This is a genomic window from Endozoicomonas sp. ALD040, assembly GCF_049275945.1.
Taxonomy (GTDB): Bacteria; Pseudomonadota; Gammaproteobacteria; order Pseudomonadales; family Endozoicomonadaceae; genus Endozoicomonas_A.
Genome location: NZ_CP184829.1, coordinates 478,100 through 501,499, shown reverse-complemented (window position 1 = coordinate 501,499; position 23,400 = coordinate 478,100). Strand labels below are relative to the sequence as shown.

The following is a 23,400-nucleotide window of genomic DNA, read 5'->3' as shown; positions in this document are numbered from 1 at the left end:
GTTACTCGAACAGGTCTATCGTGTCACTGGCTTCGGCAGAATCCAGCACCGGCAGCTCAATAACAATACCGGCGGGCATGACCAGCGGTTGTTCACAGAGTCCGGGGTTGGCGTTCAATACCCGCTCAACAGTGCCGTTGAGGTTGCCATAGTGGCGGTAACAAATGGCGTCCAGCATATCACCGTCTTTGGTCGTGTATTTCGCCATGCTCAGCCTCGGTATTGTTTGATCGAGAGCCTGAATTCCACGTTTAATGGAATACCCCGGTCGTAGAGTCGGCGTTGGGTTTCCTGAATTCGGCGAATGGTCCACAAGCCCATATCTTGTCCGGTCCCCAGCACCAAACGCAGGGGCGTGCCCTTATCGGCTTCAGCTCTCATGGCATCCACCTGACCCAGCCCGCCTTTGAAATGAGGGAAGATCACGCCATTCAGTTCCAGGCTGTCCAGTCCAGGGCCAATATAGTCAGACTGGGGTTTTCCCTGAATCACATCCTTGTCGGCCCAGCGCCATTCCGACGTTCTTTCTAACTCCTGCAGGGCTGCGGTTCCGACACTGAACCGGTACTCTCCCAGTGCCAGCTGTGGCTCAACCATATGTGCCTCCGGTGTTGTCGGTCAGTGAACGTTCCTGTTGTCGACGCAGTTGCTCTGCGGCTCGTTCCATTTCTTGCCGGATGATCGAGCGGGTTCTGGTCAGGAAATCCTCGTCCCTTTCGCCCTGCTGTTGTTGTAGGACAATGTCGCCCATTTCAACCTTGATGGGAGCGGCACTGGCGGCGGCTTTTTCTTGGATCAGGGTTTCCTGTTTCTGATAATGTTGGATAACACTTTGAGCGTGCTGCTCGGCTGTTTGGTGAGTTTCCTTCTGCTTTTCAGGCAACAGATAAGTGGCCGTAGCCCTCTGTTTTGCCGGGTCTTTCTGCTCCTGTGTATCGATCTGATCTTCAGAAAGAAAGTAGCCAGAAAGGGCACCGCCGAGGCCACCGATAATGGCACCGACACCCGCGCCCACTACAGTACCTAGACCGGGGACCACTGAACCAAGCGACGCACCCAATGAGGCAAACCCTGCTGCCCCCATACTTCCCAGACCAACCGTTCCCACCACTTTCTTGGCTGAATCATTATCCGCATCATCCAACAGGTTCGCAGTTGAGCTGATCAGTGAGCTGCCAGCGTCGTCCAGAAAACTGTTCCAGAGCGCCGATAAATAGGTCAGGCTCGATGCAGCAGTACTTCGGTTTTCATTGGCGGCTGCAGTTAGTTTTTTGCCATCACCTTCGGTACCCAGGTAGCTGTTGTAATCTTTCCAGCCGTTCTGGTAATCCTGCTGCATAGCTTTGATCAGACGAAAGGATTCATCACCAAAAATCTCCGTTAACTCGGTCGTCCGTCCTTCGGTTGCCTGAAAGATCTCCTTGAGCAGCTCCGAAGGCAAGCGCATTTGCTCGCCTTCCTGATCAGGGTCAAAGACCTCAATACCCAGCTCTTCCAGTTTTTCACGATTACCGATCATGTCACGGGTAACGGTTTCCGATGCGGAGACCGCCATCTCTTTAGAGTTGGTGCCCTGCATACCAAACTGCAACAATGCCATGGCTTCAATATTGCCCTGAGAGCCCGTAATGCCACGCGATCCCAGGTCCGATAACACCCGTCCACCCTGACTGGCATAATCCTTAAGGGTAAACGCGCCTTTGTCACCGAGTTGTTTGGCAATATCCAGATTTTTCAGCATTTCGTCGGCGCTTCTCAGGCCCTGCTTTTTGTTCAGGTTGGCGATCAGGCCGCCAATATCGACACCGGTTGAACCTGAGCCCTGGATGGCAATCGCCATATTACCCAGGTTCTCCCTGGCCAGATCCAGATCACCGGTTTGCTGTTGAATTTCGGCAATGGCCGCTTTGAGCTGGGCGGGGTCAATGCGCATATTGACGGCCATATCAAAGGTGCGGTTTTTCAGGTCTTCTATGGCGGCTTCCGAGGCGCTGGCGTCGGTTTTTAATCGGGTCCAGAAGGCTTCGTCGTCCACCAATGCCATGGCTGATAGCCCGACGGCAGCACCACCGGCGATGGTGGCCACCTTGGTATTAATGGCACTGCCGGTCTCCATGGCGGCTTTTTTCAATAGTCCCTGGCTTTTGGTGGCCGACTTCAGCTTGCGGTCGTATTCACCAATAGAACGTGAAGCTCGCTTGAACGCCTGGTCTTCCCTGCCGATGCTGCGACTGGTGTCAGAGGTACTGCGATTGAGTTTGTTCTGGGCCCGGCTGACATTGCCGATGGCTCGGCTGTCTTTGTCCGCAGAGCCAATCATTCTCTGGCGGGCCATTTCAGATTCACGGGCCGTGGTGCGAAAAGCGCGAATAGAACGCTTATCCACGGCTGCCGTGATTCGGATACCAATGTCGTTATTTTTGTCCTGCATCCCGGGCCATCTCCTTCAGTTCCTGCAGGTGCTCAAAGACTTCGTGTATGGGTGTCGCCATCAATTCCCGGAGGCTGTGGCCGCCGAGGGCTTTGGCAAGAACAAGGCACGCCTGTCGACATGTTCGGACACCCGGCACATAAAAGTGTCGAAAGCCCGCTCCAGCTGTTTGAAGTCATAAAAGGCCAGAGACTGGATAAAGTCTTCGGTGGTATTGGTGAGGTTGGCGTACAGCAGCACGTCTTTGTGAATCGGGTTCTGGGCCTGACTCTGGGCAATCACCACATCACTGGTAGTCGGTGGTCGCATGGTTAATTCAGACAAGGGTTTATTATCCAGTTCCCTGGGGGCTTCCAACTGAATAGAAATTGCCTGATAGGTCGGGTAGGTTTCAGCTTCGCTCATACTTTATACCGGGGTTGTCTTGCTATTGTGAAAGGTTATGGAGCAAAAGCGGGAGCAAGCCCCCGTCAATTCCCAATCAAATCATTAATACCTGCCCGCAGATCCACACCATCCACAATCAGCCTGCCACCTTCGGCATCCACATCGAAAATCACGCTGCCATTGCGTTCCATTTTGAACGTGACCAGGGACAGCTCAAAGTCGCAACTGGGCAGCTTCTTGCGCTCAATCTCTTCCATACTGAACTTCTTGAGCTGAGCCTGACAGCGGATAACAAAACCTTCTTCACTGCCACGACCACGACCGGACAGGGCCGAACGGAAGGTGAACTGTTTTTCTTCGCCATTGGTGAACTTGAACAGCTTCAATACCTGGGCGTCGGGTTCGGCCAGTGTCACCGTCATGGTTTGCAGTTCGATCATGCCCATGAAGATCTCAATAGCCGCAGCCATACCACCGGCGTTGTACTCTTCCATCACCTTTTCAAAGTCAGGCAGTTTTATTTTTGGGACCAGACCGAGCTTGCCGACACCATCCGCAAACCAGTCGTAATCCACTAACACTTTTGGGGTTGCCATCTTGCGTTCTCCTTTCTGTGCTTTGTGCTAATGGCGCTTAGTTAAAAATGGCTTTGGCGTAATCATTGACAAAATGACTGGTCACCGTGATGGCCTGGGCAATGCCGGGCGGGGTGAAGTCGTAATCCATATAGAACTCACCGGCCAGAATCACGTCAGGACTGTTCAGCTCCGGATCGGCCCAGGCTTGACCACCCAGCAGGTTTTGAGCACGGGTTTCACGGGCCAGAAAGTTGTTCTGGGTTTCCAGCACGTCTTCCACAAAGGTTTTGTTGATCTTGCGATCACGGGCCCACTTCAGTGCTTCGGTGGTGCTGTCCAGAATGATGTCGTTGATTCGGACGTGGGTTGAGAACTGCCACTTGGCATCGGAAGAACAGTTCAGGTTACCCCAATAACGCAGACCACCGTCGTTGATAATGGTGCTGATCTGGTTGCTGTTGAGGAGGTAGGCCTGACAGCTGTTATCGCCGTCCTGGAAGTCCACGGGGAATTCGGTGCCGATGATGGGCAGCACTTCCTGGTTAGAGATACTGGCGGAATATTCTTGCCAGGGTGTGTTGTCGATTTTCGCCCGAAGTCCAGCAGCGACGGCGGACATGGCCACCTTTTCAGCCTTGGTATTGATGACTTTGGGCCAGCAGATTTCTACACGACGAGAACCAAAGTTCTGCCGATAGGTGTTGGCGGCGGTTTCTGTGGTGCCGGGCGCATCCACATAAGTAAACGCTCTGAGACGTTCAGCAATGGTTTGCAGCTTGGTTGCCACAGTCAGCTGATCAGAAAAGCCGGGGGCAATCAGGATGCGGGGTTTATGCCCGAGCATGGCCTGAACATTGAAGACCGCATCCAGTCCGGAGCGTGCCCCTTCTGCAGAGGTGCTGCCGATCACATTGCTGATGGTGGCGGCATCATCAGCGCCATCTGCCACCCGGATCACCACGATAATGGCACCGGTAATGGCCAGCATCATTTCAACCGCTGGCAGCAGAGTACCGGCACGGTCACCAGTGGTATCCAGCTTTGCCGCCTGGAGCGGTGAGCCTGCAATCAAGACCGGGGTGTTAAGTGGAAAAACATCTGCATCGGCGTCCTTGGCGGTGCCGACAATGCAAATAGTACCTGTGGGGGCAATGGGGACGGGGCGGGGTCCGGCTTCGCTGGTCGCGCCATAAATGCCGTGTCGAAATTGTGGCATTGGGATTCTCCTTCCTGTTGGAATGACAATCGCAATACCTTCGGCGGCTTCTGCGAGTTTGGGTTAATTTACCATGAATGGGGTCATGGTGGTTACTGCTACGGCTTCAGGGCCTCAAGCTGGTCAATAAACGGCTGAGCCACGGCATTAAAATCCGCATCGTCGGCAGCGGTTTCAACGGCCTGCTTGCCTGTTAATCGGATTTTGCGGACAGCCCGGAGTACGTTGTTCCATTGGTCGCCCATGCGTTTTATTTCATCGGCTGCCTGTTGGTTGGTGACGCTGAAGGCCTCGGCGTGGGATTTAACAGTGTCTGGGCATTGGCCGGTGTAGCCTGTGGCTATAAAGGCGACGGCGTCACTGTATGACAGTTCGTATTCGGGTTCAATGAAGGGGGTGTCGGTTGCGAACCGGGCTCGGGCTTGGCCTGCTGCGGTGTCGATCGCGGCTGTGGCGGCTTGTCGGCGCTCAGCCGCTGGTGCGGGGTCTATTGGCACTTCTTCCGGCCACAGTCCATTATTGCAGACCCACTCGTAGCCAGGCCGAGCAAGGCGGTCAAACCACTCCTTAGATTCGGGTGGCATGTCTGATTTTTTAGTAGTGCTTTCTATATCGTGAATGCCATCAAGACATTCTGTTTCTGTTTTAAAGTTATAATATCTTTCCATATTTGCCTCTACTTTCCGTATGCCCGCCAGAAAATAATGCCGGGTGAGGAAGGGGGGACTGAAGTACTTACTTCAAACTTTGTTGCTGTGTTAAATCTAATCTGGATATCACAGGCAACTCCGGCAAAGTCTTTTGATATTAATACCTGTCCCCCAGTGTTAAATGAAATGGGATAAGTGACGATTTTGTTGTTTCTTATATCTTTTAAACCCCATTGTTCAATGAATCCGTCGGAAAAAATACGATACTCACCATTTGCATTGTTTCCAGATGCAACAACAACCGCCGTATTCCCAGCAACTGCCGTATCTCCAATTTTTGCCACCTGTCCGTCGCTCTGCCCGGCATCCAGGAATGCAGCTGATTTAAACTTGCTGTTCATCCAGGTCAACAACTTCTTCGGCGACACATACCGACTATCATCCGTCCCTGCATCCACCTCAGCCTGCGTAGCCCGCTCAACCTGCCCTTTCTGGGTTTCACTCGCTGAGCGAGTCCCGGCATCATAAGCAGTTTTAGCGGCTTTTGAACTGGCAAGAACAGAAGTGGAACTACTGCTAACAGAGTCACTGACACCGGTAACAAGGTTGCCAGAGTTCAGCTGAATACCACGCAACTTGAAATTAGCATTACCGGGCGCTTTCTCTGACGCATCCGCTACCGCATGCCAGGTATTAGTTCCGTCGTCGTACCAGATGTGATCAACGTTTGAGCCTGACCCGCTGTAGACGATGGGATCACCACCGGTATCAATGCCTTGGCTGAAAGTAGGCCGAACATCCGTCCGGGCAAATTTTGCATTCAACAAACCCCAGAGCGTTTTCGGTGTCACGGCCCGAGTGTGGTCAGTCCCCGTATTCACTTCATTCTGAGTCGCAATTTCCAGAAACCCCTTTATGGTCTCAGTAGCATTGCGTGTAAAAGACGCTAACCAGCTTTTCAGGGTCTTGGGTGTGACGATCCGGGTGTGATCAGATCCTGTATTCACTTCAGCCTGGGTGGCAATCTCAGCGCCACCCAATAACGATTCAGTCGCTGGCGGCATATAAATAGAAACATCACCCGACGGCGCAATCGAACCCGGCGCCGCCGAGATATTCAGCTGCTCAGACAACAGCAAGATCGAGTCCGGCCCTTTGCTTTGAATGACAGAGCCATCGTTATATTGAGCCGTAGCGAATAGCGCACCGGTGTCGGTGATAAACTCCATTTTTGTAACGTCATAACTCAGATCGGGCGTTTGGTCTTTAGCCACCACATAAATACGACCTGGTTCAATAACGGCAACCCCTTCCAGTGGTAGGCGTTTTATTTTTGTTGAACCGTTATACAGATCCACATCGCTCAGTGTCGCACCTGAGAATCCGTCGGCCTGTGCGTTGATCGCGGCATCAATTCCGGTTTGATGAATCGTTAAACTCATTCCCAAGTCCCTCTGTGCATAACGGTAACAGTGAGTTGTGATTGCAGTTCTATGGGTGCGGCGTGAACCGTGCCCACAGTGAAATCAAAATGTGAGCGCAATGGCTTGGCTCGTTCGATGGCTTTGATGATGTCGTTTTGCAGGTCGGCATCGGGGCGGAATGCGGCGGTTGTGATGGTGCCGGGTGCGTTGTCGGGGACGGTTTCGCCAGCATAGTTATTGGACCACCCGTTTAAACCGTCTTTAAAGTGTGGATTAGGGATTAACTGCTTGTTGTCGAACAGATCCCAGCATTCCAGTTCTGCCACCTGAGCCGTTCCGGTGCCAGCGTTGTAATTGACGATAAACATCGGGCGAATGTAAGCGGTGCCCGGTCTGAACTGGTTATGATTCTCATCACCCTCGCCAGTTATCTCGCCCTCAAACACCTGCCAACCCTCTGATACTGTGATACTCCTGTTAGAGACAGCACAATAACGATGTCTGCCGGGGCCAGATGTGAGGTTGTTAAATTGTGCATCCAGTGTGGCGACGCCAACGTAAACTCTGCTTTTACCGACATCATCCTGTGTCTGGCGCACTTTAAATCGAATCTTATAAACCCGGCTGGTTTGCACAGGTATCGGTTGACTGCAAAATACCCATTCATCATCACCCGTGCCGATTTCTATAACAGGCAACTGCCGTTCATTATCCTGAGCCGAGATAGCCACACTGAACGTATGTGGCGTTCCCTTGGGGCTTTTCTCCCACCATTCCAGAATATTCGCCGTCGTTCCGAAAGAGGCAATAGCATTCTCAACCGCCAACCGGCTGCCCTTTATCCGATGCTGATACAAAGAATCTTTCACCGTCTGCCGCTTGATATGCTCGGGCCAGTCGTCATCCCACTCATCAACACTGAACGACCAGGCTAAATAAGGCAGCAGATTGACCGGGCAGGTGTCGGGGTTCCAGAGCTGCCGAAAGGGTACGGGCAAGTTATCCAGTCGAGTGTCCAGACTGGCAATATCCCTTTCCTGCCGGGTGGCCGATGACGGCAACAGATCAGCCATTAGCCACCACCGAACTCAGTTCAATAGCAGAGCAATAAGCCGTACCCGTGTCACCGGGGTTAATGTTCGCTAAAGGTGAAGTCAGGTTAACGCTGACAACGCCCGGTTGCTGCAAGGCGGCATAAATACCCGATACTGAAACCACCGCCATTTTACGATGCATCAGGCTCACGTATTCCTGAGCCTTCGCTCTGGCTTCTTCCAGCGCCAGCCCGGCAGTGGGACCCGGCTCAAGGGTCAGTACCGCTTCAATACGGTAAGTCGAAACCGTCACACTCTGGATAATCAGTTCATCGGTCATTTGCCGGACTTCCGGATTCAGCATATAAGTCCGAACTCTGTCCAATAGTGCCGTGCTGGCGGTGCCATCGCCAAGACGGGATAGAATGCTGATCAATACCTGACCCGGCGTTGGACTTTTCTCTGCTGAGTTCAATACTTCCGCATCAGAAGACAAAGCATGGAAACGATAAAACCCTGCAGTTCCGGCGTTAGTCTGCCCCTCCATGGAGAGCATAATCCGCTCAAGAAAGCGTTCGTCTTCTTCCATAATCGGATCAACAGGCGGCGTTGCACCCGGATCGCCCGGATCAACAACCTGACGGAAGACGTAATACAGGGCGCCCAGTTGATCCAGGTCTGAATTTTTGGCGTAAGCGGGCAAGATCGCCTTGCCTGCCTCATTGATTCGCTGGCGCAACTTCGCTTCCCGGATCGCGCCTTGCAGCAGGTTGTTATAGGTGGGATCGCCCACCCGCAAATTGTCCGCCAGTTCCGGGTCCAGCTGACGCAGTTCGGCCAGACGCTGCTGAAAAATATCCTCTACCGAAAACGCTTCGACAAACTCTGGGGGTGGCAGCTGTGAGAGGGTATTCACGGAATAGGTGGTCATAGTGTGATCCCCTCAATTTTGACGACCTGGCCATCCACCAGGTATTCACCCAACAGGCTGAGTTGAACCTCGCCATTTTCGTTGTCTACGGTCATCTGGGTCTGGTGCAGTTTGAACTCGTCATTAATCTCATTGGCCGGATTGGCCAGGGCTTCGGCGACTTCGGCATAAACATCCAGCCGAAAGCCAGGCACGGTTTTTTTATCAACCAGCTCTGGCAGGTTGGAGCCATAGGCACGGCGTACCACCAGGGTGACTTTGCGAGTGCGGAACAGACGCTGAATGCGTTGTTGCAGCTCGGGCAAACCTTCCAGTCTTTTACCGGTGATTTCGTGGGTGCCTATGCTCATCAGTTCATCTCCGGCGCTGGCGGTGAATGATGGCTTTGGGCATGGCTGTTATAAGTGCCACGCATGCTGTCCATGGTGCCGGTTTGGTCCGAGACATTCTGGCCAGCACTCAGGTTCTTGGTGGCGCTGATGCTTTCAGTGGCCGAAATATTACCGGTGACACTGACATCGCCGGTCAGATTTATCCCGCCATTACTGACGACCGTGGTTTTCGCCCCGGAAGGTAAGGTTACTGTCAGCTGACTGGTTTTGCTGTTGTACTCAAACACAGCGCCGTCGGGCATATCACGACGATAAACATCATCGCTGCTGCTGCGCTGCTGGTGCTGATCGGAATCAATGGCACAAATCACCACACCCTGACGGCCACCGCCTGGCAGAGCACAGAGCACCTGTTCGCCTTTCTGATAAGGGTCCCAGCTGGCAGAGTCTGCCATTCGTGCATAACCATGACGCAGCCAGTAACTGGTCCGGTCTTCCGAGAACTTCACCCGGTAGCGCAGAGGGTTTAATTGAACCTCGTCCACCGTTCCCGTCTGGAGCAGTTTCTGCAGCAACTGGTTCAGTCCGGCAAGGTCAGGCATCGTCATCCTCCAGACTGATGTTGGTGTAATCGTTTTTATGGTCAGCACCGATGTCAGGCGCACGGCCCATATAAATATCACCGGTAAACTGTCGCCCATCGTCCCAGCGGTTCGGCGTGATAGTGAGATCCACCGGGCCATACTCACACTCAGCCATGTACCAGCCTTCCGGGCATTCCACCTGCAGGCTGGTGACGATGTTATTCACATGCAATAAAGCGCCTTCAGTGGTTTGGCTGAAGCCTTTGAGTTGCTCCAGCATTTCCAGTTCTTTCTGTTCCAGTTCCAGACCATTACCGTCGCGGGAATGCACCCGGATCAACCCCATTACCAGCACTCGAATAATGCCCAGGTTCGGGTTATCGGTGGGCATTTCTCCCCGGTAGAGCAGGGCGTGAATGCCGTTGTCACGATCCTGTTTTGAATAGTCGTCCCGCTCTTGCCATTGCCGGGTTATTTTACGGTTGGGGTGGCTGATGGCGACGTATTCAGCAAAGCTCTGGCGCAGCTCATCCATAATCTGATCGGTGATACTCATGACAGCCCCACCTCCGCCAGGCTGTTGCGCACAGCCTGACTCATTAACTGTTCAACCCGTGGCCTGATCTTCTCGGCAGTATCATCAATAAACGGCTGCGGTTGTGTGCCTTTGCGGGCAATGGAGCGACTGACCATATACGCCAGATCGTCCAGATCGTGCTCAGGATTGCGGGGTGAAATATTCTTAACCCTGATCCAGTCTTTGATGGCCTGGAGAGAAGGAAAGCCCCCCGGCTCAGTGCCATCGTTCACAAAGCCTGCATAGTCGGTATGAGGCGCTGCCAGCGCTGAAAGATCACCATCACGCACACTGCGGATACTGTTGACCAGTGTGCTGTGGGCTTTGGGTGCCCGGCGTTTGGCGGCTCTGGCGGCTTCGCTGCTGCCACGGGAGACGGACTTTTTCAGATGTTTGATCAGAGCACCGGGCGCTTTTTCCAGTGCCCTTAAAAAGGCTTTGTCACCCGTGAGTTGAATATCGAGCTTTTTCAGCATGACGCCCTCCGCTCGAATTCAGCCAGGAACTCTTTATAGAGTGCCGCCGGGGTACCGATCCGGGCAGCCCCTGAGATCATCTGTTTGCTGCTGATGGTTTTGTCGGCGTAACGGATCGACAGCACTTTCATGGCTTCGGCCTGGGCCCGGAGCAAAAGCAGGTCTCTGTCGGCGGGGTTGACGGTGGTGTCTTCTGCGGTTTCGCTCAGAATATGACGGGCGTAATAGGTAAAACGAAACTCACTGCCCAGCTGGGCAATTAGCTGAGCCGTGGGGGCAAAAGAAAGCAGCAGCTGTTTCGGGTTGCCTTCCATCACAGACACCGTTGGCAGTGTGCGAGGATAATTCGGCTCCCAGGGTTGAAACAGTGTCCGCTGTTTTTGCCCCCAGGCATGGGCACTGAATTCAATCAAATCCGCAGGCGCATCATAAAGGCTTTTACCGTCCTCGAGAGTAAGAGCGACATTTTTGGGACGACGCTTAATACGTGCCAACTCATTAGCGGCCACGGTCAATAGCGGGTCCAGCTGATCGTCCAGATATTCGGCACTATCGGTTAACGACAGAGTCAGATCTTTTTTCAGCTCAGCCAGACTCATATCACTCATGCCGGGCTCCCAGTGATTTGAGTACCAGATCCAGCTTGGCTTCGATCCGGCTTTCCATATCGCCGAGCATTACCCGGATTTTCTTTTCCGGGATGTACTCTTCAGCCACTTTCATCTTCAGATTATTAAGTTGGGTGAACAGGAAAATATTCCAGACCATGAGCCAGGTCATAAGAAACACAATCAGCGGCATCAGTGCCTTCATAGCGTCCCAAAATTCCATCAGCGCCGCCCCGTCATTAACCGGTTTTTGTCAGCACTGGAGCGTGTTGTACCAACCCAGTAGGTAATGGAAGCTGCCCAGAGTGTCACGGCCTGACCAAACAGGTAGAAGGCCACATCCTGATTACTGTCAGGGATTTCAAACTTGAACAGGGCAAAGAGCAGACCGGCGACAATCGCCGTTAATAGCCAGACAATAATCGCAGGCATGTTGCTGTCTTTGTGGCTGGCCCGGGCGTTGGCTTTATCGTTCAGTTCCACCTGCAGGGTCCTGAACGCCATTTCCCGAATTTGCTGCTCGTTCTTGCGCTCAAATTGTTTGAGGGAAATCAGGGCTTCAGGGTTATTTTTGATAGCATTTGCTACGGCAGTCGGCGTGTCTTCGACCCCCAGAACATTAGCGACCATGCTGCCCAGTACTGTGCCTGCGGGACCTCCCAGAGCGGTACCGAGAACCGGTGCGGCCTTGCCTACTAGTTGAGAAATGGCTTTCCAGTCCATGACTCGCTCCTTTAATAGCTCCATACCCAGGGTCTGTTGCCAGCACGGGAAATATCCAGATGAATGAACCGACGATGATAATCGCCTTTCTGGCTGATACCGATGCCGGTAAAGGTGCCCAGTTTTAAAGCTTCCGTCAGCAGGTGATGAGCCTGGTAGCCGTTCACCAGAATATCGACCGCCAGTCCTTTGTTGTGGGAGCCAGGCGTTGACTTACGAGCTTCTGCCGGATGATTTTGGCAGCGATAGGCGGAGCTGATTTCAAAAGGGAAACCACAACTATCTCTGAGAATCTGCACCTGACTCATCAACTCGGGACTGATCTGCCTGCCACTGTCAGCAGAGCACTGGCCGCATTTGCAGGCCAGTTCCTGATAGCTGAAGTTGGGCCAGGGTGAGAGACTCATCCGGGTTATTCCTCGCCTTCTTTTCTGGAACTCAGTTCAACCTGTACCAGAGCCAGACGTCCTTCGTCGGCTGTCTGACTCAGCAGTTCACCCTGTAGCTCTTCGTCGCTCATGGCTTTGAGGGCTTCAACATAAGCGTCAGCCTCTTTCTGGGCGGTACGGGCATCGGCTTCAACAGGCAGCGCTTTTTCCAGTTTTTTAGGTGGCTGGTTGTTTTCGTAGTAGGCAACAACAGCCGCAAACTGGTCATCTGTCAGGCCGGGCAGTTGCTCGATTTCGTCATCCTGCTTTTGCTTAACGAAATCTTCCAGGCGCCATTCAGTGGCTTCTGTTGACTGAGGCTGTCGGCCTTGCTGATCGGCACGGGCCAGCACATAAGCCGCTTCTACCATTCGGGTTTCGCCAGCCGGTACGGTTACAGGGCCAATGTGAACCGCTTTGTCTTCTTTGTTGTGGTAAGGGATTTTATACATGGCTCCGGGTCCTTAACGATTCAGATCAGAGAAACTCAACCCTGCCAGGGAAAACAGGGTTGAGTGTTTGTCCGTCCATGGACGCCAGGGTTTAACGGTTGCTGAAGCTGTAGAAGAGCACCGATGTATAACGGTCATAGAGCGCAGGTGGCGTATCAATGGCGTTGTACTCTTCGCCATAGCTCTCTTTCGCGCCGGTCAGTTGACCGTGTTCATCGCGGGCTTCGATGGGCTCGGACATCATCCAGGGCTTGGCGACGGTGTAGCTGGTTGTGCCACGCTGACCCATGAGAATACGCTCGTCACCCAGATCAATGCCGGGGGCATTGGTACCGAAGGCCGACACACCCTTCACGGTGATCAGGTCGCCTTCGCTGTTAGTATCGGAACCGTTGCGCTTGGCCTGATAAGTGAACTGCTCGGCATTGGTGCAGGTGTCGTTCAGGCTGGGGCTCATCAGCAGGAAGTTGGGCTGAATAAAACGCTCGCCGGACATAATCGCCTTGCGGCTGCCGATGGCCTGAATCAGCTTGTTCAGGTGCACTTCCGGGCTCATGCCGTTGGGTACATCGGAATCCACTTTCTTGACGTTGGTGGCATAGCTGTAGCTGATTTTTACCGTGCCTGTTGCCGCTGCTGCTGCACCGGTCTGGTCAACCAGAACCACATAGCCCAGGTTGTAATTAACGACAGCGTAGTAGGTACCCGCTGCCTGTTTGCCAGAACCGTTAAACGCGGCCAACTCAGTGCTGCCGTCTTTCACGACAATGGGGTTTTGTGGGCTGCCGACAGGATTACCCTGAAGGTCATAAACACGCTTTTCACGAACCACCGGGAACTGTGCGGTTTTATAAACACCGCCATCGAGAGTGATGGTTTCTTCGCTGATGTCATTTGCACCAAAGGCATCGGCGGCACGCTGCATCTCGTTAGCAATGCGACGGCAGAGAATTTCACGCATCAGACGGGCAGCGCTGGCCAGGTTACGGGCCCAGGCATCCCAGTTGATGCCGGAACTCTTGCTGAAGTGCATCACTTCGTTGGAAACATCAATGGCCAGTTTCATGGCATTGACGTAGGCGGTGTGCATCTTCTGACTGACACCGGCTTTTGGAATGGCTCCACGCTCGTAGACAATACCGTCGTGAGTCAGGCCGCCAGTCTTGCGCTGTTCGTAGGGAATCTGGGTAGCGACGGTGGCCGCTGGATCGACATAGGTGCTGACCAGGTTCAGAACGTTCAGGTCTGACAGAGCTTCCCGAATCACTTCACGTTGGAAGCCGACCGGCAGATCCACATGATTCATATTGGTGGGACCGCCTTCAGACAGGGTGCGAACGGCATTGCCGATCTGGACGCCGAACTGTGAGTCAAAGACTTTCAGCACTTCTTTGGTGAAGTTGGGCAGGTCCTTGTCTTCAGAAAGACGAATATCGCCGTTCAGGAAGGCACTGGTGGAACGCAGTTGTTCGTGCTGGATCGCCTGAAGACGAGCCGCTTCAGTGGCGTGGGGATTGTTGACCTGCACACGACCCGCCGGAGTGTTGACCGGGAAACCCATTTCACTGAGCTTGCGGGCGGTGGCCTGGTCATTAGCGTGTTTGATTTCACGCTCGGCCAGGGCTTTGATCTGATCGTCGGACATAGCCGGGGTGATCAGTTCAGCCAGCTCTTTTTTCAGGCTGGTTTTAACGTCGTCTTCCAGACCTTCTGCGCCGTCAATGGCTTCGGTCAGGACTTTCTGTTTGTTGGCGTTGTTCTCGCTGAGCTTGCGGGCCTTTTCCGCTTCAGCGTCGGCGGCATCTTTCAGGATACGTTTAACGTCCGCTTCCGAGAGCGTTTTCGGCTTGTCTTTATCACCAGGATCATCAGCACCGCCAGTACCAGCAGCTTTAAGAAAAGCTTCATCCAGTTTGATGGTGAACTCGCCACCCTTGCCGTTTTTTTCAAACTCTTCAGCCAGTTTGATCGCACCGCTTTGAACCGATGCAATAAGGGTCTTGGCTTTGGCTTCATCCTTAATGCCTTCCAGCATATTTTCGGCCAGCAGCATAAACTGAGCGATAACTGCCTCACTGAGCTTGCGACCTTCCAGGGCCTTTTTCATGGCCGCCAGTAATTGTTTCCACATGGTGTTCTCCTCCTGGAGCTTTTTGGCGATTCGTTCCGGAATAATGGTGGGTATCTCGCTGTCGGCATCTTCCGCCAGCACCACCCGATCCAGATTTTTCACATGGGGACGAACCACCAGGCCAGCACCAAACAGCAGGGGGCCATGTTCGTTCCTTTGTTCGTTGTCGATGTAGTTGTCGGTGTAGTCCACCGAGAGGTAGCGATAACCCTTGTTCTTCACCGCGTCCACGCCGAAGGGGGTCCATTCCACCAGGGCCCGCAGCTTGCCGCCATCCAGCGACAGTTTGCGAACATAACCGGCGGCACCGTCTTCGGGTTTGTGCGCCACATCGATGGCGATGTCTTGCCCGTAAACGTTGCCGTTAAAATTCTTGATCAGGTCTTCCAGCAGCTGCCGTGTGTGTTCAAAACGTCCGTATTGGGGATGGTAAAAGCTGCCGGTGCGGGTCAGTGTGACCCAGGATTGAGGGCTGTCTTCTGCAGACAAGGAAAGCGCATCGGTAAGAATACGGATACGCTGGCTGAGATCGTCCTGTTCTTTGAGCTGGAGGTGTCTGGGTCGATTCACACGTTCAAGCCCTTTCTGCCGAAAATAAAAAAGCCCGGTGAACCTGCATTCTTATAAAGGGAATGGCGGTTGACCGGGCTTCAGATGCCTTCTTGGGTAGGTGTCAGCGTCTCAGGTTGTGGGCGACATTGGAAGGGAGTGGGGTGTCGTTACTCCTTTTCGTTTGTATTTTTAATTCCTAATCTCTGTTTTAATTCAGAGGACGTTGTACCGAGTAAAGCGGTCATTCCTCTTTTTGTTTTACTCTGGCCAAAGTCAACTTTTCCAAAATTACCAATGCGTGAATAATCAGGCATTGCGTTTGTAATTTTATATGCACTCTCTAACCCTTTGTTACTCCTGAGAATCTCAGGTAACTTTGTTGGATTAGATAATTTTTCCAGATTTTCATTATTTTTTAATAGGTTAGGTAGGTTGGAATTTCTATTATTAAATAAGCTTGTACCCAAGACACCAAGCCCTTGATTCTTTTTTTGATCATCTTTAATTTTGCTTAATTCATTCAGCAATATTTTTTTATCGCTCTCTAAATCCTCACACCTGGTTTTTAAATCATTATTTTTGGAAGTTAGGGTTCTCCTGACTCTATCTAGCTCTGATTTAGCATTTTCCATTTGCTCAGTAACGCTGGAAATACGATCATTTAGACTACTTTCAATATTTTTAAGTGCTAAAGAGGCAGATTCCAGACCGTTATTTTTTGCTATTAAATTTTCAATTTCAGCACTCTGCTTCTTGTTAACTTCATGTACCTCAACATACTTCTGCTTGCTATCACTGACCTCTTTTAGAAGTCTCATATGTTCATCTGGGGTGATAGGCAGCTCACCTAATAGTTTTATACGAGTTTTTTCTTTCTCTACTCTCTGCGTTTCCCAATATTTAAAGATGATTCTGGAAAGCACTGGATAGATCAAAATCCATGCAATACCTAACGCAACGGGTGCAAACCAGTCAAACAAAAAACTGGTTAGATACTGATCATTCACGAATGCAATTCGCTCTGACATTGATTTATTTTCAAAAGCAATTACCAGCACTGCGTCAATGTTCCAGATGACCCATGAGAGCATTAAGGCACCAGCCAGTGGGCTAGATAGTCTGGTGTATAGGGATGCTTTTATATCATCACTGAGATCACTGAGCTTCATAATTATTCCATTAATATGATGTATTCCCAGCATATCATAAAATGCACAAATCCAGCTCGTTCCCATGCTCCAGCGTGGGAATGCATACGGGTAGTGCGTCACGTTCCCACGCTGGAGCATGGCAGCGAGCCATAACAAACCAACACGCTGACCCACATGCCTCCGTCGCTAAGCGCCAGACTCTCAAGACTCCAGCACAGAAACCGACACCGCTTCATCCGGGCCAATGCCGACGACCCGAAAGCGGTAGGCACAGCCCGACGCTAACTGGTAATTGGCTATTCCGTCTTTTGAGACAGTGTCTGCGTATGTCATTGGCAGGCTGTCCTGACTGACGTCCAGTTTTACTTTTGCCTCTTTCAGGCCCGAGACCTGAACCTGAATGGTTCCTGTGGCCGTCTGGGTGGCGCTTTCGGTGTTAGTGGTGGTTTTGTCAATGAGCAGCATGGGGGGCTCCTTCTTGTTGTGGGGGATTCCATTCGGGGGTTTGCATTAGGGTTTCGGCTTCTTGTTGGGTCAGGTGGGTTGCGCCGGAGAATTCGAAGATGCCGGTGACTATGCCTTGGTTGCCATCCAGAGACAGCCTCGGGGTATTAGGGGTATTCATCCATGGGAGTATGGTTATAGTGCCGTCTCGTTCTTCTGCGCCGTGGACGAAATTGGAGTGGTAATAGCTGAATAGGGTGTAAAGTTTTGGTTCGACTTCTTCCATTACTGGTAATCCCCGTAGTCAGGGTCGGTGGGTTTGATTATCTTGAATGCATTGGGGTATTGGAAAGCCACCTTTACTTGTTCAGTTGTGCCAGTAACCACGCTGTAATGTACTGTATAACTGCTGTTATTGAGATGCCCGGTGACTTTAACTTTTATCCCGCTATCCGATATCAACAGACTATTGATAGGGGGTAGTGCATTTGTCCAGCTCCCCTCGACAGGCTTAGTTGTATTTGGATCACGATACGATGAAAAGCTAGTTTTCGATACCCCTCTCACATAGCCACTAGCTGAGCGGTTGCCTAAATACGCTTGCCGATCACCCAACAACGGAACATACGGTTGTGCTGCTCCAAAATTGTACATAGTGCCGTTAGTATCACCGTCACCTAACTCATCGATCAGAACAGTACTATCAGGCATGGGTACATCTGTAGCACTTGGGTCAACATAACTATGGATCACACCGGGATAGGAACGTGAGTTATCAGGATCAATATTGTCGATCAGTTTGAGGTTATAGATTTGCCCTTTTATTGGGGGTATTGATGAAGAAACTCTGTCACCTTTCGCCCCAATCCTGTCTGTAATAAAGCTCGATGGGACAACAGTGCTGGCTTTTAGCACATCATCTTGGTACACCTTACCGTCAGACTGGATTCGGAATTTGGTGCACAGCTTACTGCTATCAACATCTATATAAGTTGACTTACCTATTAATAGTTTTACGGTCCCTCCGTTATCCCATAAACTAATCCGACGATCCGAAGAATCATCTTCACACAATATATAACCGACAGTATCCGGAGTTGGCCTATATAATGTGAACTCCACAGCGTAGTTAATAGCACTCCACTGAGGAATATCGATATAAGAGTTCACGCCATTGTAATTAGGTGACCAAGCGTTTCTTTGTTTGGGCAAAGACCCTTTAACACTCAACCCTATTTTAACCCCCAGCCGCAAACTTCCTCTCAAAAACTGTTTCATCCTTCAGCCCTCAATAAGGAAGATAAAGCACTGGCACAGACACCCACTTCTTACAACGACAAAGCGCCTTACTCTCAAACACTTTCACACAACGAGAGCGAATCACTTCACCATCAAAAATCTTATGCCCACAGGTGCAAGTCACTGTTTCAACATCTTCCTTACCGTCCACTGGCAACCGTTCACTGTTCACTGAATTCCATCCTCATATTTATGCCGGATGTCCTTCCATGGACGCTCAATGTCTTTTTCTTGCAGCAGACCTGCGTTGAGTGCCTGCACTTTCTTCTGACTGCCCAATACTTGATATTGTACCGCACCGGGCTGGTTATTCAGCCAGTCTATTCTGCTTTCTTTACCTGCTTTTTCTACTTCGCTGACCTCATCAGCAAAGACCACCTCTTCATAGGAGAGAGTATTAGGATGAGCGGGCCAGGGGCTTCTATCTTTTGGGTAAACGCCTTTGCCCAGACCGTACTTATTGACCTTGGCGTGCAGATCACAGATGTCCGGTTCAGGGTGGCCGGGTGATAACAGAAAACGGGTACCTATCACCTCATCGTCTTCGAAGGCTGTGGTCTGATACGCCAAACCATGGGCCCGGTTGATTTCGGTTCGGAACAGTCGGCGGGCATTGTCATAAGGGCTGCCCTTTCCGGTCATCAGTTCACTGGTGGTGGCCCTGCCGATACCAGAGGCATTGGCCCTGTTGATTTTCTTTTGCAGCTCTGCCGGAACCGGAGCACCCCGACGGATAAAGTCTTCAGCTGCTTCACTGGCGCTGTGGCCTTGAATGATGGCTGACTCAATGGCCCGGCCCACCACTTCACGGGCATGGTTGTTTATTCGCCAGAGTCTGTCGGACAGTTGCAGTCCATCCGCTGCTTGAAAGGCTCTGGCGGTTCTTACGGCTTCGCCTGCCAGGTCGTTCAGTTGTTCAACGGCCACTGTGGTGGAAAAAGCGCCTGTGGCCACGACTGCGGTTTGTCCCTGATAGCTGGCTAATAGCTGGTCTTCCATGTATGCCAGTTGTTCCAGCACTTCATCAATTTGAGTGCGCAGCAGACGCAGGTTTTCCAGCCTGACAGTGCCGTCCGATCCAGCCATCATCAATATGCGTAGGCGCACTTCTTCAGCTGTCTGTTGGTAGACTTGTTGCAGTTCTTTCAGCGCCTTGGCATCGAGCTTGTTGGCTTCTTTTCGTGCCTTTTCACTGGCACGTTTAATGGCCTGCTTTCTTTCTTCTGGTGTCATTGACCACCTCGGGTGGAGATTGTGGTGGCGCTTTCACCTTTCGGTGCATTGTTGGGGGTGACGCTGACTTTTGGCGCTTTATGGCTGCTTTCTTCTGGGTAAGGATCGTTATTGTTGGCTTGTTCTTCCCGCTTGGCTTTGACTCTGGAAACATCCTGCCCGGCTTCTTCCCAGATCAGCTCGTCAGGAATACCCAGTGCCTGCAATTTGAGCGCCCGGTCAGCCCGCTGGTTTTTGGTTTCCGTATTGCGCTCGGCAAACTCTATGGTGAAGTCGTAGGCGTCGGGGTTCATGCCTTGCAGTAACAGTTCCAGCCGGAAGCCTTCCAGATAGGCCTGGCTGATCATATCCTGAAGACTGTCGATCTCTTGAAAGTAATCGCCTTTCAGATCTTCAAGCACATCACGACTCAGGTCTTCTACATAACCAAAAAGCCCTTTAGGTGCAGGCGACCCTGAGAAAAAGGTATCCAGCAGATAGGAGACATCGGCAATCTGATCCAGAGCCGCATCACCCTGAATCGCATTAATGGCGCCCTTTTTGTTCATAAAGAAATCGGTCTGGATCTGGCCTGCATTGTTGTTCACATTGGCCTCGTACTCCTGCATCTCTTCTTTGGTGTAACCCTCAAGAATATGAGCCAGTTTTTGCGGGGCCCGATGCCGACGACGGATCACCAGATCCTCTTCGGTCATGGTGAGCTTTTGCCAAATCGTTCGGGTGGCATCGAGATAGGGACGACCCAGGCAGCCCATATCGTCAAAATTGTCCGGCTCCAGTCGGACCAGGGTTAACTGCCAGCGAGAAAACCGGGCCAGCTCTCGCCAGGTGAGTGGGTCTACTTGTTTGTAGGCTTCGGCCATATCTTTGAAACGACCGTTGGCGTCTACTCTGGACACAATGGTCTCTGTCGGCATACGGATACCACCGCAAACATGGCGCTCATCACTCAAGACCCACTGCAGCGGCAAATTGCCTTCCATAGCGGCACCACGGGCATCGGAAAACAGTTTGTTACGGTTATTCAGTTGCAGGCGTTGGCAGAACTGAGCCCAGAGACGTGTAACTTTTTTATTCTGCGAACCTTTCCACTTCAACATCAGGCCGCCTTTGGTGACATCACGGGCCATACGTTTGTGGATCTGTTTGATACGACCATCCACTTTATCCATATAACGCAGGTGCAGAATGGCCTGACGCAAATCAGGATCGACGTGCATCTGGTTGTAAACATGCTTGATGCTGTTTTCAGGCGTGGCGATCCGACCCAGGGTGTTTTTCTGCCGGTCCATTTCCGCATTCATCGCCAGGGCTTCCTGGTGCAAAGCATTGGTGTTTTGATAACGGCTAAACAGTTTGGGCAGTTTCATTGAAAGCCTCCGATCAGTCCAAGAGGCGACTGCCCCAGCAGTTGCTCCCGTGTTTGTGTGCGGTTTGAAATCACCGTTTGCACATGGCACTCGCCCCGGGTCACAAAACCCCAAACCATGGCCATGAAGGCATCAAACAGGTCATCCCCTATGGAACGTTTCACCATTTTGTAACTGGCATAAGCCCCTTTGGTGGGGACAGATTTAATATTGGTCAGCTGTCGGCAAAGCAGTTGCATATCGGCCATGACCGGGTCAGTGCTCGGGTCATCATCCACCGCAGGAATCGCCACCCGGTTATTATTGAACAGACTGCGAACGGCAGAGGCCATCTGGTGCTTGGTCATGCCTTCAAAACGGATAGGCGAGCAAGGCCATTCGGGCCAGGTGCTGGCGGTGGATTCACCTTCGCCGATGGCTCGGCGGTCGACAGGTGTCAGGCCCTCGAAGAAAAGACGGTCACAGAGTGCGGTCAGCATACCCACCCCGTAAGCATCACCCAGTGCATAATCGGGCATGAAGTATTTCCAGAGGGTGACAATATCCTGCATAACGGTGGCTTCGTCGGTACCCGGTGGCCATGTGCGACAGAAGATAGGCACCACAAAGCCGGATATTTCTTCACCCACTACCAGGGCATGTTTGGACGCTGCCGGATCTTCACCATGACCCGAGGCATCGTAACCAAAACTGACCAGCCCCCGTTTTTTGTATTGAATGCCGGGGATGGCTTCCTCGATCTTGAGTTGAGCCGCTACGCCCCGGACCTTGGCTTTCTGAAGCCACTTGTCCCAGATCAAGTTTCGGGCGGCGACGTTTTTGCAGAGCAGCTGGCGGATAAATTCTTCAGGGGCCAGCTGGTCACGCATATCCATAATGAATTGTTCGTTCAGAATGCCCAGCTCGATGCCGAGGTAACAATCCACCACAGGGAGAATGCAGTATTTTCCTGAGTCGACCATTTCGGACAGGGTGTCAGCGCCTTTGAATACTCCGGTGATGCGGATAATGGGTTTGTTCACCGCTTTTTTGCTGGCACCCAGACGACGGGTAGCACCCATGGTCAGCAGAAAACGGGAGTAAAGGCGTTCTGGGGGCATATCGTCGACTTCTTCCAGAGAAGCAATGGTTAAATCAGAACCGTCTACCTGAGCCATGATCCCGAAAGCGCCTGCCTTGCTCCGGTTGCTGAACTGATAAGAGGCGTCGGCCATTTGCTTTCTGCCACTTTTATAGAGCAGGAAATTTTCGAGAATAGGAGAGCGGCGGATGGCGTCGGTGTGATAGGTCAGGTTGGTAATAGCCTGAGCTTCCCTGGGGGCGACAACGCCCAATTCCTGATCAGAGTTCGTGGCCATGTACTCCTGAATCCACATCTCTTTGACAGCGGTTTTACCGGTTCGGCGGCAGGAGAAATCAACCGAGTTGTCGTTCTCATCCATTTCGATCATTTTCAGGATCTGCATGGCGTCCAGCTCAACGTTATGCACATGTTTGTGCCACATGGCATGATCGCCAGCGTAACGATGGATTTCACGTTCAGAAACCTGACAGAGTTCAAGCCGCTGGGCTGCGCTAAGGCGTTGTGTCATCCAGCACCTCGGCTTCTATATCCTTGGGTTTTTCCTCTCCGTCTTCCTGCCGATGTTCGATCAGTACCGGGTCCTGGCTGGCTCTTAACTGAGAGCGCCCGATCATGGTTTTAAGATCGGATACCTGCTTTTCCATCTTATTGCGGTATTCCAGTGCGGATTCTTTTTCGTCTTCTTCCTGTTGCAGCTGACCTTGCTGAATACCCTGATCCACCTGAATTTTCGGTGTCATGTTCAAATCAGCCAGAGAAAGATTGTTGCGGCTGATCATGTCCATCATCGGTTTGAGCAATGGATGGGCTTTGATGTCTTCGACTATGTTCCATTCCCCAGTGTCAGGGTCCACATAACGACCAATATGAAACCCCCCTTCCTTATCAAAGTCATGGACCGGATTCCTTAATGTAACGCCATCGGCAATAAGGGCCTGCATCATGTCTTGCATAATCGCCATGAAGTTAGCCTGGTTAATAGCATGCAAATCCTGAAGGGCCGTTGGGTCTCCAGATTCAATAGCCACCAGACAGCGGAGCATCAAATCAGAACGTTTCAGACAGGCGACCTGCTGGGCGCAATAATCCCGATCCACATCACAGGTTTTACAGTGCGGATATTTGTCAGGCCGGGCAGGAAAATACATGGCGGTCTTCGCTGACGCCCCATGTTTCATAGCATTAAAACGAGTAATCCTGGCTTCTTCCGGCGTCGGATGCCCAGCCAGATTAGAAGCTGAGGCCGCTTTTCCCTCTGGTGTTTTAGGACCAGTAGCTTTCAAATGAGCACAAAACAAACCCACC

29 protein-coding genes are annotated in these 23,400 nt (G+C 51.9%); all 29 read right to left on the bottom strand.

The window, feature by feature from the left end:
- Nucleotide 1 precedes the first annotated feature (1 nt).
- Nucleotides 2-208: a tail protein X gene (locus ACOJUN_RS01750; protein WP_422134964.1), complete on the bottom strand. Its 207-nt coding sequence runs from the start codon at nt 206-208 to the stop codon at nt 2-4.
- 2 nt (nt 209-210) lie between these two features.
- Nucleotides 211-597 carry a phage tail protein gene (locus tag ACOJUN_RS01745; protein WP_422134963.1) on the bottom strand — a complete coding sequence of 129 codons (387 nt, stop codon included), beginning with the start codon at nt 595-597 and terminating at the stop codon, nt 211-213.
- A complete protein-coding gene (locus ACOJUN_RS01740; protein ID WP_422134962.1) occupies nt 590-2,431 on the bottom strand; it encodes a hypothetical protein in 1,842 nt (613 codons plus the stop codon). The genes ACOJUN_RS01745 and ACOJUN_RS01740 overlap by 8 nt, the downstream gene beginning before the upstream one ends.
- A 60-nt stretch (nt 2,432-2,491) precedes the next feature.
- On the bottom strand, nt 2,492-2,836 hold the full coding sequence (locus ACOJUN_RS01735) for a phage tail assembly protein (RefSeq protein ID WP_422134961.1): 345 nt from the start codon (nt 2,834-2,836) through the stop codon (nt 2,492-2,494).
- 65 nt (nt 2,837-2,901) lie between these two features.
- Nucleotides 2,902-3,414 (bottom strand): phage major tail tube protein, encoded by a 513-nt coding sequence (locus ACOJUN_RS01730; protein WP_422134960.1) that lies wholly within the window; start codon nt 3,412-3,414, stop codon nt 2,902-2,904.
- A gap of 37 nt (nt 3,415-3,451) precedes the next feature.
- Nucleotides 3,452-4,612 (bottom strand): phage tail sheath subtilisin-like domain-containing protein, encoded by a 1,161-nt coding sequence (locus tag ACOJUN_RS01725; protein ID WP_422134959.1) that lies wholly within the window; start codon nt 4,610-4,612, stop codon nt 3,452-3,454.
- 98 nt (nt 4,613-4,710) lie between these two features.
- A complete protein-coding gene (locus ACOJUN_RS01720) occupies nt 4,711-5,280 on the bottom strand; it encodes a hypothetical protein (protein ID WP_422134958.1) in 570 nt (189 codons plus the stop codon).
- An 8-nt stretch (nt 5,281-5,288) separates the two neighbouring features.
- The gene (locus ACOJUN_RS01715) at nt 5,289-6,704 is read right to left on the bottom strand and encodes a hypothetical protein (RefSeq protein WP_422134957.1); all 1,416 of its coding nucleotides are present in this window, start codon (nt 6,702-6,704) and stop codon (nt 5,289-5,291) included.
- Nucleotides 6,701-7,759 carry a phage tail protein I gene (locus tag ACOJUN_RS01710; protein WP_422134956.1) on the bottom strand — a complete coding sequence of 353 codons (1,059 nt, stop codon included), beginning with the start codon at nt 7,757-7,759 and terminating at the stop codon, nt 6,701-6,703. The genes ACOJUN_RS01715 and ACOJUN_RS01710 overlap by 4 nt, the downstream gene beginning before the upstream one ends.
- Nucleotides 7,752-8,651, bottom strand: coding sequence for a baseplate assembly protein (locus tag ACOJUN_RS01705; protein WP_422134955.1), 900 nt, complete (start codon nt 8,649-8,651; stop codon nt 7,752-7,754). Before ACOJUN_RS01705 ends, ACOJUN_RS01710 begins: the two co-directional genes overlap by 8 nt.
- A complete protein-coding gene (locus tag ACOJUN_RS01700) occupies nt 8,648-9,001 on the bottom strand; it encodes a hypothetical protein (RefSeq protein WP_422134954.1) in 354 nt (117 codons plus the stop codon). The genes ACOJUN_RS01705 and ACOJUN_RS01700 overlap by 4 nt, the downstream gene beginning before the upstream one ends.
- The gene (locus tag ACOJUN_RS01695; RefSeq protein ID WP_422134953.1) at nt 9,001-9,585 is read right to left on the bottom strand and encodes a phage baseplate assembly protein V; all 585 of its coding nucleotides are present in this window, start codon (nt 9,583-9,585) and stop codon (nt 9,001-9,003) included. The genes ACOJUN_RS01700 and ACOJUN_RS01695 overlap by 1 nt, the downstream gene beginning before the upstream one ends.
- Complete coding sequence (locus ACOJUN_RS01690) at nt 9,578-10,123, bottom strand: hypothetical protein (protein ID WP_422134952.1); 546 nt, start codon at nt 10,121-10,123, stop codon at nt 9,578-9,580. Before ACOJUN_RS01690 ends, ACOJUN_RS01695 begins: the two co-directional genes overlap by 8 nt.
- Entirely contained in the window at nt 10,120-10,620 is a 501-nt protein-coding gene (locus ACOJUN_RS01685) for an HK97-gp10 family putative phage morphogenesis protein (RefSeq protein WP_422134951.1), read from the bottom strand. The genes ACOJUN_RS01690 and ACOJUN_RS01685 overlap by 4 nt, the downstream gene beginning before the upstream one ends.
- Complete coding sequence (locus ACOJUN_RS01680) at nt 10,614-11,228, bottom strand: hypothetical protein (protein ID WP_422134950.1); 615 nt, start codon at nt 11,226-11,228, stop codon at nt 10,614-10,616. The genes ACOJUN_RS01685 and ACOJUN_RS01680 overlap by 7 nt, the downstream gene beginning before the upstream one ends.
- Nucleotides 11,221-11,451, bottom strand: coding sequence for a hypothetical protein (locus tag ACOJUN_RS01675; RefSeq protein ID WP_422134949.1), 231 nt, complete (start codon nt 11,449-11,451; stop codon nt 11,221-11,223). Before ACOJUN_RS01675 ends, ACOJUN_RS01680 begins: the two co-directional genes overlap by 8 nt.
- A complete protein-coding gene (locus ACOJUN_RS01670) occupies nt 11,451-11,951 on the bottom strand; it encodes a hypothetical protein (protein ID WP_422134948.1) in 501 nt (166 codons plus the stop codon). The genes ACOJUN_RS01675 and ACOJUN_RS01670 overlap by 1 nt, the downstream gene beginning before the upstream one ends.
- Before the next feature lie 11 nt (nt 11,952-11,962).
- Nucleotides 11,963-12,358, bottom strand: a complete 396-nt coding sequence (locus tag ACOJUN_RS01665; RefSeq protein WP_422134947.1) for a D-Ala-D-Ala carboxypeptidase family metallohydrolase — start codon at nt 12,356-12,358, stop codon at nt 11,963-11,965.
- Between the two features lie 5 nt (nt 12,359-12,363).
- Entirely contained in the window at nt 12,364-12,831 is a 468-nt protein-coding gene (locus tag ACOJUN_RS01660) for a hypothetical protein (RefSeq protein WP_422134946.1), read from the bottom strand.
- A gap of 91 nt (nt 12,832-12,922) precedes the next feature.
- Nucleotides 12,923-15,532, bottom strand: coding sequence for a phage protease (locus ACOJUN_RS01655; RefSeq protein WP_422134945.1), 2,610 nt, complete (start codon nt 15,530-15,532; stop codon nt 12,923-12,925).
- 149 nt (nt 15,533-15,681) lie between these two features.
- Complete coding sequence (locus ACOJUN_RS01650) at nt 15,682-16,683, bottom strand: hypothetical protein (RefSeq protein ID WP_422134944.1); 1,002 nt, start codon at nt 16,681-16,683, stop codon at nt 15,682-15,684.
- Nucleotides 16,684-16,866: 183 nt separating this feature from the next.
- On the bottom strand, nt 16,867-17,130 hold the full coding sequence (locus ACOJUN_RS01645) for a hypothetical protein (RefSeq protein WP_422134943.1): 264 nt from the start codon (nt 17,128-17,130) through the stop codon (nt 16,867-16,869).
- Nucleotides 17,117-17,395: a hypothetical protein gene (locus tag ACOJUN_RS01640; RefSeq protein WP_422134942.1), complete on the bottom strand. Its 279-nt coding sequence runs from the start codon at nt 17,393-17,395 to the stop codon at nt 17,117-17,119. Before ACOJUN_RS01640 ends, ACOJUN_RS01645 begins: the two co-directional genes overlap by 14 nt.
- A complete protein-coding gene (locus ACOJUN_RS01635) occupies nt 17,395-18,387 on the bottom strand; it encodes a hypothetical protein (protein ID WP_422134941.1) in 993 nt (330 codons plus the stop codon). The genes ACOJUN_RS01640 and ACOJUN_RS01635 overlap by 1 nt, the downstream gene beginning before the upstream one ends.
- 10 nt (nt 18,388-18,397) lie before the next feature.
- Entirely contained in the window at nt 18,398-18,580 is a 183-nt protein-coding gene (locus ACOJUN_RS01630; RefSeq protein ID WP_422134940.1) for a hypothetical protein, read from the bottom strand.
- Nucleotides 18,577-19,641, bottom strand: coding sequence for a hypothetical protein (locus tag ACOJUN_RS01625; RefSeq protein WP_422134939.1), 1,065 nt, complete (start codon nt 19,639-19,641; stop codon nt 18,577-18,579). Before ACOJUN_RS01625 ends, ACOJUN_RS01630 begins: the two co-directional genes overlap by 4 nt.
- The gene (locus tag ACOJUN_RS01620; protein WP_422134938.1) at nt 19,638-21,011 is read right to left on the bottom strand and encodes a hypothetical protein; all 1,374 of its coding nucleotides are present in this window, start codon (nt 21,009-21,011) and stop codon (nt 19,638-19,640) included. The genes ACOJUN_RS01625 and ACOJUN_RS01620 overlap by 4 nt, the downstream gene beginning before the upstream one ends.
- Nucleotides 21,008-22,603, bottom strand: coding sequence for a hypothetical protein (locus tag ACOJUN_RS01615; RefSeq protein WP_422134937.1), 1,596 nt, complete (start codon nt 22,601-22,603; stop codon nt 21,008-21,010). The genes ACOJUN_RS01620 and ACOJUN_RS01615 overlap by 4 nt, the downstream gene beginning before the upstream one ends.
- Nucleotides 22,587-23,393, bottom strand: a complete 807-nt coding sequence (locus ACOJUN_RS01610; protein WP_422134936.1) for a hypothetical protein — start codon at nt 23,391-23,393, stop codon at nt 22,587-22,589. The genes ACOJUN_RS01615 and ACOJUN_RS01610 overlap by 17 nt, the downstream gene beginning before the upstream one ends.
- Nucleotides 23,394-23,400 lie beyond the last annotated feature (7 nt).

What these genes read in the sequence shown, in the direction of transcription:
- ACOJUN_RS01750 (WP_422134964.1), bottom strand. Translation starts at nt 208, where the DNA reads ATGGCGAAATACACGACCAAAGACGGTGATATGCTGGACGCCATTTGT.
- ACOJUN_RS01745 (WP_422134963.1), bottom strand. Translation starts at nt 597, where the DNA reads ATGGTTGAGCCACAGCTGGCACTGGGAGAGTACCGGTTCAGTGTCGGA.
- ACOJUN_RS01740 (WP_422134962.1), bottom strand. Translation starts at nt 2,431, where the DNA reads ATGCAGGACAAAAATAACGACATTGGTATCCGAATCACGGCAGCCGTG.
- ACOJUN_RS01735 (WP_422134961.1), bottom strand. Translation starts at nt 2,836, where the DNA reads ATGAGCGAAGCTGAAACCTACCCGACCTATCAGGCAATTTCTATTCAG.
- ACOJUN_RS01730 (WP_422134960.1), bottom strand. Translation starts at nt 3,414, where the DNA reads ATGGCAACCCCAAAAGTGTTAGTGGATTACGACTGGTTTGCGGATGGT.
- ACOJUN_RS01725 (WP_422134959.1), bottom strand. Translation starts at nt 4,612, where the DNA reads ATGCCACAATTTCGACACGGCATTTATGGCGCGACCAGCGAAGCCGGA.
- ACOJUN_RS01720 (WP_422134958.1), bottom strand. Translation starts at nt 5,280, where the DNA reads ATGGAAAGATATTATAACTTTAAAACAGAAACAGAATGTCTTGATGGC.
- ACOJUN_RS01715 (WP_422134957.1), bottom strand. Translation starts at nt 6,704, where the DNA reads ATGAGTTTAACGATTCATCAAACCGGAATTGATGCCGCGATCAACGCA.
- ACOJUN_RS01710 (WP_422134956.1), bottom strand. Translation starts at nt 7,759, where the DNA reads ATGGCTGATCTGTTGCCGTCATCGGCCACCCGGCAGGAAAGGGATATT.
- ACOJUN_RS01705 (WP_422134955.1), bottom strand. Translation starts at nt 8,651, where the DNA reads ATGACCACCTATTCCGTGAATACCCTCTCACAGCTGCCACCCCCAGAG.
- ACOJUN_RS01700 (WP_422134954.1), bottom strand. Translation starts at nt 9,001, where the DNA reads ATGAGCATAGGCACCCACGAAATCACCGGTAAAAGACTGGAAGGTTTG.
- ACOJUN_RS01695 (WP_422134953.1), bottom strand. Translation starts at nt 9,585, where the DNA reads ATGCCTGACCTTGCCGGACTGAACCAGTTGCTGCAGAAACTGCTCCAG.
- ACOJUN_RS01690 (WP_422134952.1), bottom strand. Translation starts at nt 10,123, where the DNA reads ATGAGTATCACCGATCAGATTATGGATGAGCTGCGCCAGAGCTTTGCT.
- ACOJUN_RS01685 (WP_422134951.1), bottom strand. Translation starts at nt 10,620, where the DNA reads ATGCTGAAAAAGCTCGATATTCAACTCACGGGTGACAAAGCCTTTTTA.
- ACOJUN_RS01680 (WP_422134950.1), bottom strand. Translation starts at nt 11,228, where the DNA reads ATGAGTGATATGAGTCTGGCTGAGCTGAAAAAAGATCTGACTCTGTCG.
- ACOJUN_RS01675 (WP_422134949.1), bottom strand. Translation starts at nt 11,451, where the DNA reads ATGGAATTTTGGGACGCTATGAAGGCACTGATGCCGCTGATTGTGTTT.
- ACOJUN_RS01670 (WP_422134948.1), bottom strand. Translation starts at nt 11,951, where the DNA reads ATGGACTGGAAAGCCATTTCTCAACTAGTAGGCAAGGCCGCACCGGTT.
- ACOJUN_RS01665 (WP_422134947.1), bottom strand. Translation starts at nt 12,358, where the DNA reads ATGAGTCTCTCACCCTGGCCCAACTTCAGCTATCAGGAACTGGCCTGC.
- ACOJUN_RS01660 (WP_422134946.1), bottom strand. Translation starts at nt 12,831, where the DNA reads ATGTATAAAATCCCTTACCACAACAAAGAAGACAAAGCGGTTCACATT.
- ACOJUN_RS01650 (WP_422134944.1), bottom strand. Translation starts at nt 16,683, where the DNA reads ATGAAGCTCAGTGATCTCAGTGATGATATAAAAGCATCCCTATACACC.
- ACOJUN_RS01645 (WP_422134943.1), bottom strand. Translation starts at nt 17,130, where the DNA reads ATGCTGCTCATTGACAAAACCACCACTAACACCGAAAGCGCCACCCAG.
- ACOJUN_RS01640 (WP_422134942.1), bottom strand. Translation starts at nt 17,395, where the DNA reads ATGGAAGAAGTCGAACCAAAACTTTACACCCTATTCAGCTATTACCAC.
- ACOJUN_RS01635 (WP_422134941.1), bottom strand. Translation starts at nt 18,387, where the DNA reads ATGAAACAGTTTTTGAGAGGAAGTTTGCGGCTGGGGGTTAAAATAGGG.
- ACOJUN_RS01625 (WP_422134939.1), bottom strand. Translation starts at nt 19,641, where the DNA reads ATGACACCAGAAGAAAGAAAGCAGGCCATTAAACGTGCCAGTGAAAAG.
- ACOJUN_RS01620 (WP_422134938.1), bottom strand. Translation starts at nt 21,011, where the DNA reads ATGAAACTGCCCAAACTGTTTAGCCGTTATCAAAACACCAATGCTTTG.
- ACOJUN_RS01615 (WP_422134937.1), bottom strand. Translation starts at nt 22,603, where the DNA reads ATGACACAACGCCTTAGCGCAGCCCAGCGGCTTGAACTCTGTCAGGTT.